Origin of the sequence: Phreatobacter aquaticus, from assembly GCF_005160265.1 — a bacterium.
Taxonomy (GTDB): Bacteria; Pseudomonadota; Alphaproteobacteria; order Rhizobiales; family Phreatobacteraceae; genus Phreatobacter; species Phreatobacter aquaticus.
Window position 1 is genome coordinate 4,299,391 of the sequence record NZ_CP039865.1, and the last position, 12,842, is coordinate 4,312,232.

At 67.3% G+C, this 12,842-nt stretch carries 15 protein-coding genes and 1 tRNA gene; 7 read left to right on the top strand and 9 right to left on the bottom strand.

The window, feature by feature from the left end; all coding sequences use genetic code 11:
• Nucleotides 1-22: 22 nt before the first annotated feature.
• From E8L99_RS20445 to gpt, 4 genes are all read left to right on the top strand, one after another.
• Nucleotides 23-856: a transglutaminase family protein gene (locus E8L99_RS20445; RefSeq protein WP_137101282.1), complete on the top strand. Its 834-nt coding sequence runs from the start codon at nucleotides 23-25 to the stop codon at nucleotides 854-856.
• 113 nt (nucleotides 857-969) lie between these two features.
• Nucleotides 970-1,734, top strand: a complete 765-nt coding sequence (locus E8L99_RS20450) for a competence/damage-inducible protein A (protein ID WP_137101283.1) — start codon at nucleotides 970-972, stop codon at nucleotides 1,732-1,734.
• Nucleotides 1,735-1,940: 206 nt separating this feature from the next.
• Nucleotides 1,941-2,687: an OmpW/AlkL family protein gene (locus tag E8L99_RS20455; RefSeq protein WP_137101284.1), complete on the top strand. Its 747-nt coding sequence runs from the start codon at nucleotides 1,941-1,943 to the stop codon at nucleotides 2,685-2,687.
• Nucleotides 2,688-2,838: 151 nt separating this feature from the next.
• The gene (gene gpt, locus E8L99_RS20460; protein ID WP_137101285.1) at nucleotides 2,839-3,333 is read left to right on the top strand and encodes a xanthine phosphoribosyltransferase; all 495 of its coding nucleotides are present in this window, start codon (nucleotides 2,839-2,841) and stop codon (nucleotides 3,331-3,333) included.
• Between the two features lie 9 nt (nucleotides 3,334-3,342).
• Here the strand turns inward: gpt and E8L99_RS23860 are convergent, their stop codons facing one another.
• Nucleotides 3,343-3,513, bottom strand: a complete 171-nt coding sequence (locus E8L99_RS23860; RefSeq protein WP_168201757.1) for a hypothetical protein — start codon at nucleotides 3,511-3,513, stop codon at nucleotides 3,343-3,345.
• 205 nt (nucleotides 3,514-3,718) lie between these two features.
• Here E8L99_RS23860 and E8L99_RS20465 point away from each other — a divergent pair.
• Nucleotides 3,719-3,803 (top strand) — tRNA-Leu (locus E8L99_RS20465).
• Between the two features lie 244 nt (nucleotides 3,804-4,047).
• Here the strand turns inward: E8L99_RS20465 and E8L99_RS20470 are convergent.
• A complete protein-coding gene (locus tag E8L99_RS20470) occupies nucleotides 4,048-4,386 on the bottom strand; it encodes a c-type cytochrome (RefSeq protein WP_137101286.1) in 339 nt (112 codons plus the stop codon).
• 112 nt (nucleotides 4,387-4,498) lie between these two features.
• Here E8L99_RS20470 and E8L99_RS20475 point away from each other — a divergent pair, with 112 nt between their 5' ends.
• Nucleotides 4,499-5,047, top strand: coding sequence for a DUF3617 domain-containing protein (locus E8L99_RS20475; RefSeq protein WP_137101287.1), 549 nt, complete (start codon nucleotides 4,499-4,501; stop codon nucleotides 5,045-5,047).
• A gap of 483 nt (nucleotides 5,048-5,530) precedes the next feature.
• Here the strand turns inward: E8L99_RS20475 and E8L99_RS20480 are convergent, their stop codons facing one another.
• From E8L99_RS20480 to E8L99_RS20505, 6 genes are all read right to left on the bottom strand, one after another.
• The gene (locus tag E8L99_RS20480; RefSeq protein WP_137101288.1) at nucleotides 5,531-6,694 is read right to left on the bottom strand and encodes a YncE family protein; all 1,164 of its coding nucleotides are present in this window, start codon (nucleotides 6,692-6,694) and stop codon (nucleotides 5,531-5,533) included.
• Between the two features lie 501 nt (nucleotides 6,695-7,195).
• On the bottom strand, nucleotides 7,196-8,437 hold the full coding sequence (locus E8L99_RS20485) for an FAD-dependent monooxygenase (RefSeq protein WP_252511173.1): 1,242 nt from the start codon (nucleotides 8,435-8,437) through the stop codon (nucleotides 7,196-7,198).
• The gene (locus E8L99_RS20490; protein WP_137101289.1) at nucleotides 8,437-8,685 is read right to left on the bottom strand and encodes a zinc-finger domain-containing protein; all 249 of its coding nucleotides are present in this window, start codon (nucleotides 8,683-8,685) and stop codon (nucleotides 8,437-8,439) included. Before E8L99_RS20490 ends, E8L99_RS20485 begins: the two co-directional genes overlap by 1 nt.
• A gap of 69 nt (nucleotides 8,686-8,754) precedes the next feature.
• Entirely contained in the window at nucleotides 8,755-9,372 is a 618-nt protein-coding gene (locus tag E8L99_RS20495; protein WP_168201758.1) for an exopolysaccharide biosynthesis protein, read from the bottom strand.
• A gap of 34 nt (nucleotides 9,373-9,406) precedes the next feature.
• Nucleotides 9,407-10,030 (bottom strand): exopolysaccharide biosynthesis protein, encoded by a 624-nt coding sequence (locus E8L99_RS20500; protein ID WP_137101291.1) that lies wholly within the window; start codon nucleotides 10,028-10,030, stop codon nucleotides 9,407-9,409.
• 101 nt (nucleotides 10,031-10,131) lie between these two features.
• A complete protein-coding gene (locus E8L99_RS20505) occupies nucleotides 10,132-10,431 on the bottom strand; it encodes an usg protein (RefSeq protein WP_137101292.1) in 300 nt (99 codons plus the stop codon).
• Nucleotides 10,432-10,633: 202 nt separating this feature from the next.
• Between E8L99_RS20505 and bcsS the strand changes: the two genes are divergently transcribed.
• Nucleotides 10,634-11,353 (top strand): cellulose biosynthesis protein BcsS, encoded by a 720-nt coding sequence (gene bcsS / locus E8L99_RS20510; protein ID WP_168201759.1) that lies wholly within the window; start codon nucleotides 10,634-10,636, stop codon nucleotides 11,351-11,353.
• On the opposite strand, the gene E8L99_RS20515 is transcribed toward bcsS, so the two are convergent.
• Nucleotides 11,354-12,838, bottom strand: coding sequence for a glycosyltransferase family 39 protein (locus tag E8L99_RS20515; RefSeq protein ID WP_168201760.1), 1,485 nt, complete (start codon nucleotides 12,836-12,838; stop codon nucleotides 11,354-11,356). It lies immediately after the preceding gene.
• Between the last annotated feature and the right edge of the window lie 4 nt (nucleotides 12,839-12,842).

The window sequence follows — 12,842 nt, forward strand, 5'->3', positions numbered from 1 at the left end:
GGACGCGCCCAGAGGCCCGACCATGCGTATCCGCGTCGCCCACCAGACCACCTACAGCTACCTGGTGCCGGCCACATCGGTGATCCAGACGCTGCGCCTGACGCCGCGCAATTTCGAGGGTCAGCACGTCAGTCACTGGCGGATCGACGTCGATCAGGACTGCCGGCTTGACGCCCATGAGGACGCCTTCGGCAACATCACCCACACCTTCACCGCGACCGGCCCGGTGAGCCAGCTGACCGTCAGCGTCGACGGCCTGGTCGAGACCACCGACACCGCCGGCATCGTGCGCGGCTCGGTCGAGCGTTTCCCGCCGGGCATGTTCCTGCGCGGCACCGACCTCACCCATGCCGATCCGGCGATCGCGGCCTATGCGGCGGCCAGGCGTGCCGAGGCCGGCGATGACCGGCTGGCGATCTGCCACGCGCTGATGGACGGGCTCGGCGAGGACGTGCTGTTCGACACCGATCCCACCCATGCCGCGACCACGGCGGCGGAAGCCTTCGCCCTGAAGCGCGGCGTCTGCCAGGACTTCGCCCACATCTTCATCGCGGCCGCGCGCCATCTCGGCATCCCCGCCCGCTATGTCGGCGGCTATTATTTCCGCGAGGACGGCACCGTCGACCAGGATGCCGGCCACGCCTGGGCCGAGGCCCATGTCGAGGGACTGGGCTGGGTCGGCTTCGACGCCGCCAACAAGACCTGCCCGACGGAGGCCCATGTGCGGATTGCCGCCGGCCTCGACTATCTGAGTGCGGCCCCCGTGCGCGGCACGCGCTATGGCGGCGACGGCGAGCATCTGACCGTCAAGGTCCGGGTGGACCAGCACCACCGGCAGGTGCAGACGCAGCAGTAGAGGGCGCGGCTCAGGCCGCCGTTCGAGCGCCCTCACCCACCTGTGCACGCCCTCCCCCTTGCCGGTTGCGCGCCCTGCCGCTAGGTCGGGTCGCGCGCACCCCGGAGAGAGCCATGACCACCACCGTCACCGCCGCCATCCTCGTCATTGGCGACGAGATCCTCTCCGGCCGGACCAAGGACAAGAACATCGGCTATATCGCCGAATATCTCACCGCCATCGGCATCGACACCAAGGAAGTCCGCGTCGTGCCCGACGAGGAGGACGAGATCGTCCCCGCGCTGAACACGCTGCGCGCCAAATACAACTATGTCTTCACCACCGGCGGCATCGGCCCGACCCATGACGACATCACCGCCGACTGCATCGCCAAGGCCTTCGGCGTGTCGATCGACGTCGATCCGCGCGCCCGCGCCCTGCTCTTGGAGCGCATCGCGGAAAAGGACCTGAACGAGGCGCGCCTGCGCATGGCCCGCATCCCGGCCGGCGCCGAACTGGTCGACAACCCGATCTCCAAGGCCCCGGGCTTCATGATCGGCAATGTCATCACCATGGCGGGCGTGCCCTCCATCATGCAGGCCATGCTCGACGCGGTGACGCCGAAGCTCAAGACCGGCACGAAGATGATCCAGGTCACCATCGAGGCCGCCGGCATGAAGGAAGGCGATATCGGCACCGAATATGGCGCCATCGCCAAGGCCCATCCCGGCGTCATCATGGGTTCCTATCCCATGATGAACGAGACCGGCTTCTTCACCAGGCTGGTGCTGCGCGCCAAGGACCCGGCCCTGCTCGGCCCCGCGGAAGCAGCCGTCGTCGCCATGGTGGAGCGCGCCAAGCCCGCAACATCCGAGATCAAGATCACGCGGGGAGCCTGATCAGCCGGCGCAACATGTTGCAACGCGGCAACAGGGCACCGCCAACACGCTTTGTATTACCATTTGTTTTGATGTAGATCAGTCCGAATCCGCGTTACAAGGATCACCTTCCCCCGGCCTGAACGACCCTGGTCAACATTGTCCCCCCGACGATGGCGCGCCCTGCGCATGACCTGATCCCGACCTTGAATCCCATTGGGGGCACCATGAAGACCATCATCCGTAGCGCAGCGCTTGGCGCCGCCCTGTCCGTGTCGGCATTCGCCGCTCAGGCTGCCGACCTCGGCGCACCGCGCATGCCCATCGCCGAGACCATCTCGACCGATTTCAACCCGTGGCAGATCCGTCTGCGCGCGCTCGCCGTCATCCCGTCGGCCGGCGGCGCCGTCACCCAGCTGAACGGCGCGGCCATCGCCCCGCTCGGCGGCCTCGGCATTTCCAACTCGATCGTTCCCGAGCTGGACATCACCTATTACTTCACCAAGAACATCGCGGTTGAGCTGATCCTCGGCGTCACCCCGCACAATGTCCGCCCGACCGGCGCTCTGGCTGGCGCTCTCGCCTCCACCGCCACCATCGGCAAGACCTGGCTGCTGCCGCCGACCCTCATGCTGCAGTACCACTTCACCAATTTCGGCGCGTTCAAGCCCTATGTCGGTGCCGGTCTGAACTACACGATGTTCTTCTCGCAGTCCTCCGCAGGCGCCATGGCTCCGGGCGGTGGCGGCTTCGCCTACAACCGCTTCTCGGTGGCGCCCGCCGCCGGTCTCGCCCTCCAGGTCGGCTTCGACTACATGATCGACCGTCATTGGGGCGTGAACCTCGACGTCAAGAAGATCTTCCTGCGGTCGAACTTCAAGTACACCGACACGACCGGCGTGCTCGCCACGACGTCTGGCCGGGTCACCATCGACCCCTGGCTGATCTCCACCGGCATCACCTACCGGTTCTGATTTCATCCGAACCGCCGATATCGATCAGAGGGCCCTCGCGGGCCCTCTTTTCATAGGTGCCATCCCCTGAAATTCCTGCGGAAAACCTCGCGCCGGCTTTGAGGCCAGGGCCCGGTGCGGCTAGTGTCGCCTCCCCGCCGGAGCAAGACCCATGGCCACGCCGAACCCAGACAAAGCCTTTCCCGTTTCCTGGGACCAGTTCCACCGCGACGCCCGCGCGCTCGCCTGGCGGATCAGCGGCGCCGGCCCGTTCCGCGCCATCGTCTGCATCACCCGCGGCGGCCTGGTGCCGGCGGCCATCGTCACCCGCGAGCTCGGCATCCGGATGATCGAGACGGTGTGTATCGCCAGCTACCACGACTATCAGAGCCAGGGGCAGCTGAAGGTCATCAAGGAAGTGGCGCCCCACCTGCTGACCGAAGGCGGCGAAGGCATTCTGGTGGTCGACGATCTCGTCGACACCGGCAAGACCGCGCGCGTGGTGCGCGACATGCTGCCCAAGGCCCATATCGCCACCGTCTATGCCAAGCCCCAGGGCCGCCCGATGGTCGACACCTTCGTTACCGAGGTGTCGCAGGACACCTGGATCTATTTCCCCTGGGACATGGGCTACACGTTCCAGCCGCCGATCCGCGACGCCGGCTGAGGCCCAGGCCTAGCGCCGGCCGAACAGCGAGACCCTGAGCGTATCGGTGCCCAGGCCCTCCTCGATGATGTGACCCATCCGCTTGCCCTCGGTGCCGAGCAGGCCCAGCACCATGGGCGGATTGATCAGCACAACCAGCATCGTGAAGAACAGCACGATCTTGGACGCAGTGATTTGCATGGCGACCCCGCGCATTGTCGTCAGTGCCTCCCCTAAGGGGACGCTAGACGGGCGGCCGCTAAGGCGCGGTTGAGGCGGGTGGTGCATTTCGCCGGCGAAACGCCAGCAAATCTCGGTCAAACTGGCGGAAATGGGAGAGGCTTGTGGTCACATCCGGGGCCAAGCCTCGACTCGGCCTGAGTCGCCGCGCTAGACAGACACCCGCGCGCACGTGGTGGAACCGGTAGACACACGAGACTTAAAATCTTGCGCCTTCGGGCGTGCCGGTTCGAGTCCGGCCGTGCGCACCACCCCCGACGTCGCTCAGCCCTACCCCGCCATCTCCGGCGCGCGCGCGTAAAGTTCCGTGAACACGGCGAAGCCGGTGAGCCATATCAAGGCAAGCGTCATGCGGTCCCCCTGGCCCGGCGGCGGAATCAGTGCTCCCGCGTTGCCGTTCCCGAAGGCTGATGACGGCCCCCGCCCCTGTCAATCACCAATCCGTGATCGTGGTATTCCGCTAGGGGTGCTGTCCCCAGCGGCCTGCACCGCGCCTCAGGGCTGCTGACGCTTCAGGAAGGCGATGAGGTCGATCACGTCGCGATGCGAGGGCGAGAAATCGGGCATGGTCCGGTGCGGACGCGACAGGAAGTTGAACAGCGCGTTTTCCTCCAGCCATTCGGGCTTGGCGGCGATGCGATCGAAGGGCGGCGCCACATCCGTGCCACGGCTCTGCCCGCCCGAGATGACATGGCAGCTGGTGCACCAGCGATCGGCGAATCTCGCACCCTTCACGGGATCGGGGGCCTGCGCCGCGGCCGGTGCGGCCATCGCAAGCACGACGGCAAGCGCCAGTCCCGCGGCATCAATCGGCAACATGAATCTGGTCAGCATGAGACGTCCTCCGAAGCCCCATAGTGCGGGCGACCTGCGGAGGCCGCCTTGCGCTCGCGCAAGCACATCCATCCGCCGGCCCCCGCCGGCTAAAGCCCTTCATGAGGTTGCCATGCGCCTGTTCGCCCTTGCCGTTGCCGTTCTCGGCGCCACCCCCGCTTTCGCCCAGGTCGAGCTGCCCCAGCGCCGGGCGGGACAGTGGGAGATCACCATGACCACCGGCGAAGGCTCCGCCGCAACCGAGTTCAAGACCACTGCCTGCACCGATGCCGGAGCCGAGCGCGCCATGATGGCCATGGGCACCGGCATGATGGGCCAGATGTGCCAGCGCAACGATATCCGCCGCGACGGGCAAGGCTATCTGATGGAATCCGACTGCCAGATGGGCCCCATGCGCGTCGTCTCCACCACCCGCATCACCGGCGATTTCCAGTCCGCCTACCAGATGCGCATCGAGGGCCAGGTCACCGGCACGCCGGGCGCCGCCCAGCAGAAGACGGTGACGATCCAGAGCGCGCGCTTCGTCTCGGCCACCTGCACCGGAGGCCTCGTGCCGGGTGACATGCTGCTGCCCGGCGGCCAGAAGATGAACGTGCTGAACATGCCGGGCCTTGGCGGCGCGGGCGCACCGGCCGGTGGCGCGAACCGCCGGCAGCCCTGAGGGCAGCGCGAAGGCGTCCTTCGAGGCACGGCTGCAATCCGCGACAGGACACGGTCGAAGGCGTCAGATGCAGGCGACAGAAACAACAGCGGGCCCGCCCCCTCCCACCACGCAGGTGGGGGGAGGGTTGGGGTGGGTGGAACAGGCGCGCTATCATCCGAGAGGCCCCCCACCCTATCCCTCCCCCGAAGACGGTGGGAGGGGATGTGATGGGCCCGGCCGTTAGATGCGGCTGTCGGTCGAGCGTGGCGATAGCCAGCCCTCCCCACCTCATCCTGGCAGTGTTTCTCCCCACCTCGTCCTGAGGCGCGAGGCGAAGCCGAGCCTCGAAGGACCTTTGCCTTCGCGCCAATGGGAAGACGTCCTTCGAGGCCCTTGTCGCTTCGCTCAAGGGCACCTCAGGATGAGGAACGGTTGGAATCCGCCACGGCAGGACATCGAACCCGCCATGGCATTCGCTGAACGCAAAACCGGCGCAGTGCCTCACCGCGCGGGGATATGCTCCGCCGTGCGCATGCCGGCAGGACCCGTCTCGAACGGCAGGCGGGCGATCTCGCGCAGGCGCCGGCCCGACAGCTCGAACACCTGGATGTCGCGGGCCACCATGTTCTGCACCATCAGGCGGCGGCCATCGGCCGACCAGACGATGCCCTGCGACCACTGGCCGATGGGGGCTACCGCGATCTGCTCCAGCTGGAAGCCGCGGATACGATAGACCATCACCGAGCCCCGCTCGGCGAAGAACGGCGAGGTGCGCGGCTTGTTCGAGCCGTTCATGGTGAGCACCGCCACAAACCGGCCGTCATGGGACATCTTGATCCCTTCCGGCGTCTGCCCGACCGACACCGTGTTGACCACGCGCGGCGGATTGGCCCGCACATCGATCACGCTCACCGTGTCGGCATCGCCGCCGCCAATGCCGATATTGGCCACGACAGCGACGTCGCCACGCGAGCCGACATCGATGCCATAGGGCCTGAGACCGGCATTGAGATCGCGCCGCGTATAGGTGACGGTCGAACCCTCGATGGAGAGCACCGAGATCTTGTGGTCATTGTCGCGGGTGACCAGCGCCATGCGCCCGTCGCGGGTGAAGACCGGCAGGCTCGGGCCGGAATTGGCCTCGCCCAACGCGATCTTCGGGCCGACAGTGACGGTCTTGCCGGCAATGGTCAGCACCGACACCGTGCCCTCGGAGCGATTGGCGACCAGCGCCAGCGTGCCGCTCGGGCTGATCGAGACGCCGGCCGCGCCGCGGCCCACTTCCAGCGTCGCGATCACGGCCGGCGGATTGGCCTTCAGATCGATCACCGAGACGCGGTTGTCGGGGATGGTGGCGCGCGGATTGGCCGGGTCGATCCGCATGGCGGAGGTGACCAGCGCCAGGCTCTCGTCGGGCGTGATGGCGACCGATTGCGGCGGGCCGACCACGCTGGTGGGGGCAAGGACCGTTGCCACCACGCGAGGCGTGCCGCGGGCGAAATCGATGATGGCGACCGAATCCGGCGTCGGATTTTGCTGAACCTGCGTCACGCCATCGACGAGACGGACCTTGCCGTCATTGGCCGACAGCGCGAGCTGCGCCGAGGCCGGTGCGATGCCGGCCAGCGACAGCGCCGTGGCCGCGAAAAGTGCGGATCTGAACATCTATTCCTCCCTGATGCGGCACTGACGGCCGCTTGACCGAGGGTGAGGCTAGACCGGATGGGAGGCTGCGACCATCCGTTGAAGTCGCGAGGCAGGGGGGAGCATCCGATCCCTGAACAGGCTCGTCTCGCGCGCTCCCTCCTCACCTCATCCTGAGGTGCGAGGCGAAGCCGAGCCTCGAAGGACTCCTTGAAACCTGCTCAAGCAGGAAGACGTCCTTCGAGGCCTGTTCGCTAACGCTCGCAGGCACCTCAGGATGAGGAAGGGAGAGGTTCGCGCTTAGCTTGGTCTCACACGTATCCCCCACGACGCACTCCCCCAACAGCAGCGCGGCTCAAGCCCCCTCCCACCACGCATGTGAGGGGGGGGGTGGGGTGGGGGGAATGGCCCTCTCTTCCGAGATACCCCTAAGCCTGTCCCTCCCCCCGAAGACGGAGGGAGGGGATGAGGTTCCCGAGGGCGGCGCCATCGCGCTCAGGGGGGTGTCGAAAGCCCCGCCCCTCACGCCTTATGCCGGTAGATCCAGTCATAGGACGAGACCAGATGCTTGCCGCCCATCAGCCGGATCGCGGTGTCGCGGGCAAAGCCCAGCGGCCCGTCGAGGTGATAGATACGGCCATTGACGCGGGCGCCGCGCTGCACCGCCGCCACCCGCGCACGCCGCGCCGCCTCGTAGCGGCGGAAGGCCGCCGCGAGATCACCGGGTGTCGCCTGAACCTCGCGCGCCAGCACCGCGGCATCCTCGATCGCCATGGCCCCGCCCTGGGCGAGAAAGGGCAGCATGGGGTGGGCGGCGTCGCCCATCAGCGTCACGGCCCCCTCGCCCGGCCCGAACCAGGTGTCGCGGTCGCCCAGCGGCCAGGTGAGGAAGCTGTCGGCGGCAGCGATCAGCGCGCGGGCCGGCTCGGCCCAGTTGCGGAAGCGCCGGACCAGCACCATCTTGTCGCCCGGACCCGACCAGCTTTCTCCGCTGGACGGATCCGACAGGATGGCGACCAGATTGATCAGCCGCCCGGCCTTGACCGGGTAGTGGACGAGATGGGCGCCGGCGCCGAGCCACAGGCCGACGCGGTCGCGGGGAATGCCTGGCGGGGCGGTATCGACGGGCACGGTCGCCCGCCAGGCGGTGCGCGAGCGGTTATGCGGCAAATTTTTGTCGCCAAGGGCTTTGCGGGCCGCCGACCACAGGCCATCAGCCCCGACAAGGGCGGAAACAAGCCGTTTCTCCTGAGCTGAGACGGCATCGGAGCCGGACGGAGGGCTCTCTCCTGTTCCGGATAAGCTCCGCTCCAGAATCAGCGAAATGCCGGATTCCAGGGGGGTGGCCGAGACCAGCCGGAGGCCGGTTTCCAGACTGATCGCCGGCTCGTTCCGGCAGGCCTGGAGCAGCACCGCCTGCAGGTCGGCGCGATGCACCACCCACCAGGGCGCGCCATAGGCGGCCTCGATCTCAGGGCCGAGCGGGCCCGAGGCCAGCACCGCGCCGCTGCCGCCTGCGCGCACGTCCATGCCGGCTGGCGTCACGACGAGCGGCGCGAGCGCATCCCGGAGGCCGAGCCCGATCAGCACGCGGCTGGCATTGGGGGTGAGCTGGATGCCGGCGCCGACCTCCTCGAGGACGGCCGATTGCTCGATCAGCGAGACCGGGTTACCGGCGCGGGCCAGCGCTAGGGCGGCGGTCAGGCCGGCAATGCCGGCGCCTGCTATGGCGATCCGTGGCGCATCGGCCATCGGGCGCGCCATCAGACGGTCGCGGGCATCTCGACAAGCGCGCCCGGGGGATCGGACTGGTCGTCATGCAGCTTGGCGTCGAACTTGTAGAGCGTCGAGCAGTAGGGGCAGACGATCTCGGTGTCGGAGCCCATGTCGAGATAGATGTGCGGGTGGTCGAAGGGTGCCCGCGCGCCCATGCAGTTGAACTCCTTGACCCCGACATGGACCACGGCAACGCCCTGGTCATTGGCGAAATGGGGAATGGCGTGGTGGGCCATGATGCGATCCTTCAGCTGATGGCGCGGACCATAAGAGGTTGAACGGACGAAGGGAAGCGGCGGATCGGCTCAGCCGAACAGCCAGACCGCGCCGGCCAGGATGCCGCCCACGATGGTCATCACCAGCAGGGTCGCGAAGATGCCGATGACATGGCCCGCCGCGACCAGGAACCCGTCTTCCTCGAGCAGGCCGACCGACATCACCACCAGGGCGACGCCCGGCGGGAAGTTGCCGATCCACGACAGCGGAAGTGCCAGGATGACGCCGAGCAGCAGGAACATGGCGCCGAGCAGCGCCCGCATGACGCCGTGCGTCATGAACAGCGCGCGGGGCTTGGCAACCGATTCCAGCCTGAGGATCCAGGGGATGGTGCGATCGATCATCGAGGCGGTCTCGGCACGCGGCAGGCTCTTGGCCGCCACGAACTCGGGCAGCCACAGGCTCTTGCGCCCGATCAGCATCTGCAGACCGACGACCGCGATCACCACGCCCGAGATGGTCGAGACGCCGGGGATCATCGGGATGATGTTGGGCAGCGCGAAGATCAGCGTCAGCAGGCCAAAGGCGCGGTCGCCGAGCGCCTGCGTCAGTTGTCCCAGCGGAATGCCGTCGCCTTCGCCAAGGGTCTTCAGGGCGAGGAAGACATCGGATGTCTTCAGGCTCGGTGACTGATCGGTGCCGTCCACGGCTGCTCCTTGGAATCCGGTTCTGACGGCCGGATCAGAAGAAGATCGCCAGCGCGCCTGCCAGCACCGTATAGCCGATTCCAGCCCCGATCATCGTGGCAAGTGCGGCCAGCAGGAATCCGCAGATGACCAGCACGCCGTCACGCTCCGTGAGGCCGAGGCCGAACACGCAGAGCGCCAGGCCCTGCGGCATGGAGCCGATCCATGGGATCGGCACGAGGATCAGCAGAACCGCCAGGATCAGCACGGCAAGTCCCACCACGCGGCGCGCCGTGGGGCCGGACGCCAGGACCAGCCGGGGCCTTGTCACGGTCTCGATGCGGGTGAGGAAGGGCATGGTGCGCTGGATCACGGCAGTCAGCTTGGCACGCGGCAGTTCGGTGCGCGCGATGCGCGCCGGCAGCCAGGGCACTTCGCGGCCAATGAACATCTGCACCGCCAGCATGATCAGGACGATGCCCGTGATGATCGGCAGGCCGGGGATCGGCAACAGGTTGGGCAGACCGAACAGGATCAGCGACAGGCCGAAGGCACGGTTGCGCAGCGCCGCCATGAGGTCGCCAACCGTCACCTTGCCGAGAAGCTCGGCATGGGTGGTGGATTGCGCCGCCAGGATCGAGGCGATGATCTGCGAGGTCTTCTGCGGCGACGTGGTCACATGGGGGTCCGATACGCGACGGGACGCGGACCATAGGAGCTATCGCGTCAGGTTTCCACGTTCGTGATGTCAAATCGCCTGCGACGTTTCAATGCAGGCCCTCAGTGCAGCCGCATCAATGTCCGCGCCACGGCGATCTCGCGCGGGCTGACGAGACAGGACGAGGTCACCCGCACCGAGTGCAACCGACCGTCCAGCGAGCGCTCCCAGAAGTCGAGGAAGCGCTGCAGGGTGGGGAAGTATGGCGCCTGGTCGAAGTCCTGCCAGACATAGGTCTGCAGGAACAGTGGATGATCCGGCATCCGGTATAGGATCTCGGCCGTGGTGAGCGAATAGCCTTCGATCAGCCGCATGAAGTCGGGGTCGACGGGCGACGGCACATGGGATGCGGATGCAAGCATGACAGTCCTCGTGACAAGGTTGATCTGACGCTGCTCGTCGACGACATGGACTGACGCTGGTGGCGCTGTCGTGCTCCGATCCCGCAATTGAGCGCTTGCCATGGTTGATGATCGGTTAACGCGGCGTGCCGCGATGATGACTTGCGCGCCATCCGGCAAGCAACCGAGGTGATTCGGCGCGCACGGCATGCAGAAATGGCCCATGCGGTTGTGGCTTGCGAGCAGTTGCATCCTCTGGGTATGCGCCGGATGCGGCGCGCTGGCGGACGAGGTGGAGAAGCCCCCCGCCCCGACCGCGCTCGCCTATGCCGAATTCGGCGGCACGTTCGATGGCGCCCATGTCTCGTCAGGCGTCGACTTCACACTTGGCCAGCCGATCGATGCGCGCGGGCTCATCGTCCGCATCGGGGGCAACACCGGCTGGTCGCGCTTCCAGATCGATCCGGCCATCGCCTTCAAGGTCTCCGAGGTCTCCCAGTCGGGCCGCCTGATGCTTGGCTGGCGCGAAACCGGGTCATGGGGCACGGTGACGGCCTTTGCCGGCGTCGGCATCGAATCCCGGCGGCTGATCCCCAATCTGATCGATCCGCAGACCGGCACGCGGGCCGGCCCGGCCTTCGCCATCGATGCCTGGCTGACGCCGTTCGATCGCGTCGCGGTCCAAGCCTATCTCGGCACCACCACCGCCTTCGGTGCGTGGACGCTGAAGATCGCGCCCGGCTACCGGGTCGCGGCCAATGTCCATGTCGGACCGGAGATCACCTGGAGCCGTCACCATGGGTCGGAACGGCTGCGCGTCGGCGGCCATGTGACGGGTTTGCAGGTCTTCGCCTACGGCATCCGCCTGTCCGGCGGCTACGCCCAGGATCGCGGCGGAAGGGGCGGCGCCTATGCGGCCCTCTCCCTCTGGCACCGCTACTAGCTAGCGCAACGGCCCGATATCGGGGAAGCCATCGCCGATCGGATCGGCCACCTTGAACAGGAACAGCGTATCGACATAGCTGCCGCCAAAGACGGCGATGAGCGGCATGCGCCAGTGCCGCTCGACGCTGCCGGCACGCTCAACCGACCGGAAACGCGCTCTCAGTGCCGCCAGCACCTGCGCCTCGCGGCGGTTCTCCGCCACGACCAGGATCGGCCCGCGCCGCAGCAGAGCGACATCCGGCGTTGGTTCCATCAGGTAGCGCGCGCGCTCGTTGAGCTGCACGACAGGGGGAACGCTCGAGCCGTAGTACCGCAGTTGCGCATTGAGTGTGTAGGACCCAACCCCGATAGCGACGGCGCCCTGTTCCACCGCCGCCTTCTCCAGCTTGGCCGCGACATCCGCCCAGCCGGACAGCTGGCTGGTCGGATCGGCGGCAAGCGGCACGATGCGCCAGGCGGCATGGGCCATCACCAGAAGCCCGAGCACCACGCCGACGACGACGCTGCCGCGCATCGAGATTGTCAGCGCGATGCGGGCGGGGCGCCATGCCGGCAGCTTCAGCGCGCCGATCACCGCGGCCGTGATCGAGGCCGGCAGCAGGCAGGCTGTCCAATTGCCCTGGACGCGGTCGAACAGCCCATACCAGACGAGGTAGGCGACCAGCGGCAGCGTTGTGGCAGCCAACAGCACCTCGCCTGCGGCCCGGTTCCGGACCGCATCGCGCACCACCACCCAGAGCCCCCAGAGCACCAGAAGGCCGATCAGCGGCGTCAGCAGGGCCGCCTGCCCGGCCACGAACTCCGGCACGAAGCGCGGATCGAAGGCCTGCGGGACGGCACGACCGAACTGTTTGGTCAGCGAAGCACCGCCCGCGCTGACATTCCACCAAAGCGTCGGCGCCATCACGGCAAGACAAACCGCACCGCCGGCATAGGTCCAGGGCGAGGCGAACCAGCGCCGGAGCTCGGGAACGACCGCAAGCCAGATCAGAACCCCGAGACCAAGGAAGACGGCCGTGTACTTGGAGATGAAGGCAAGGCCGATGGCGAGACCGATGGCAATCCACCAAGCCCCCCTGCCCGTCCGCCACAGTTCGACCAGCGCCAGTAGCGCTAGCGTCCAGAACAGCACCAGCGGCGTGTCCGGGGTCACCAGCATGCTGCCGGCACCGAGAAACAGTGTGCCCTGAACGAGAGCCGCTCCGGCCAGCGCCGCGCGCATGCTTCCGGTCAGCCGAAACACCAGCCGCCAGACGCCGAGGCTGGCGAGGGCCCCGAGCAGGACCGCAATCCAGCGGATGCCGAGCTCGCTGTCACCGAACACGGCGGTGGATGCGCGGATAAGGACGGCAACCATCGGCGGATGGTCGAAATAGCCAAGCGCGAGATTGCGCGACCAGATCCAGTAATAGGCCTCGTCGGCGGCAAGGCCGAGTGCGCCTGCGGCCCAGAACCGGATGCCGCTGAGCAGTGCCACCAGCATGACG

Coding starts and splice junctions, on each gene's coding strand:
- E8L99_RS20445 (WP_137101282.1), top strand. CDS start 23: ATGCGTATCCGCGTCGCCCACCAGACCACCTACAGCTACCTGGTGCCG.
- E8L99_RS20450 (WP_137101283.1), top strand. CDS start 970: ATGACCACCACCGTCACCGCCGCCATCCTCGTCATTGGCGACGAGATC.
- E8L99_RS20455 (WP_137101284.1), top strand. CDS start 1,941: ATGAAGACCATCATCCGTAGCGCAGCGCTTGGCGCCGCCCTGTCCGTG.
- gpt (WP_137101285.1), top strand. CDS start 2,839: ATGGCCACGCCGAACCCAGACAAAGCCTTTCCCGTTTCCTGGGACCAG.
- E8L99_RS23860 (WP_168201757.1), bottom strand. CDS start 3,513: ATGCAAATCACTGCGTCCAAGATCGTGCTGTTCTTCACGATGCTGGTT.
- E8L99_RS20470 (WP_137101286.1), bottom strand. CDS start 4,386: ATGCTGACCAGATTCATGTTGCCGATTGATGCCGCGGGACTGGCGCTT.
- E8L99_RS20475 (WP_137101287.1), top strand. CDS start 4,499: ATGCGCCTGTTCGCCCTTGCCGTTGCCGTTCTCGGCGCCACCCCCGCT.
- E8L99_RS20480 (WP_137101288.1), bottom strand. CDS start 6,694: ATGTTCAGATCCGCACTTTTCGCGGCCACGGCGCTGTCGCTGGCCGGC.
- E8L99_RS20485 (WP_252511173.1), bottom strand. CDS start 8,437: ATGGCGCGCCCGATGGCCGATGCGCCACGGATCGCCATAGCAGGCGCC.
- E8L99_RS20490 (WP_137101289.1), bottom strand. CDS start 8,685: ATGGCCCACCACGCCATTCCCCATTTCGCCAATGACCAGGGCGTTGCC.
- E8L99_RS20505 (WP_137101292.1), bottom strand. CDS start 10,431: ATGCTTGCATCCGCATCCCATGTGCCGTCGCCCGTCGACCCCGACTTC.
- bcsS (WP_168201759.1), top strand. CDS start 10,634: ATGCGGTTGTGGCTTGCGAGCAGTTGCATCCTCTGGGTATGCGCCGGA.
- E8L99_RS20515 (WP_168201760.1), bottom strand. CDS start 12,838: ATGCTGGTGGCACTGCTCAGCGGCATCCGGTTCTGGGCCGCAGGCGCA.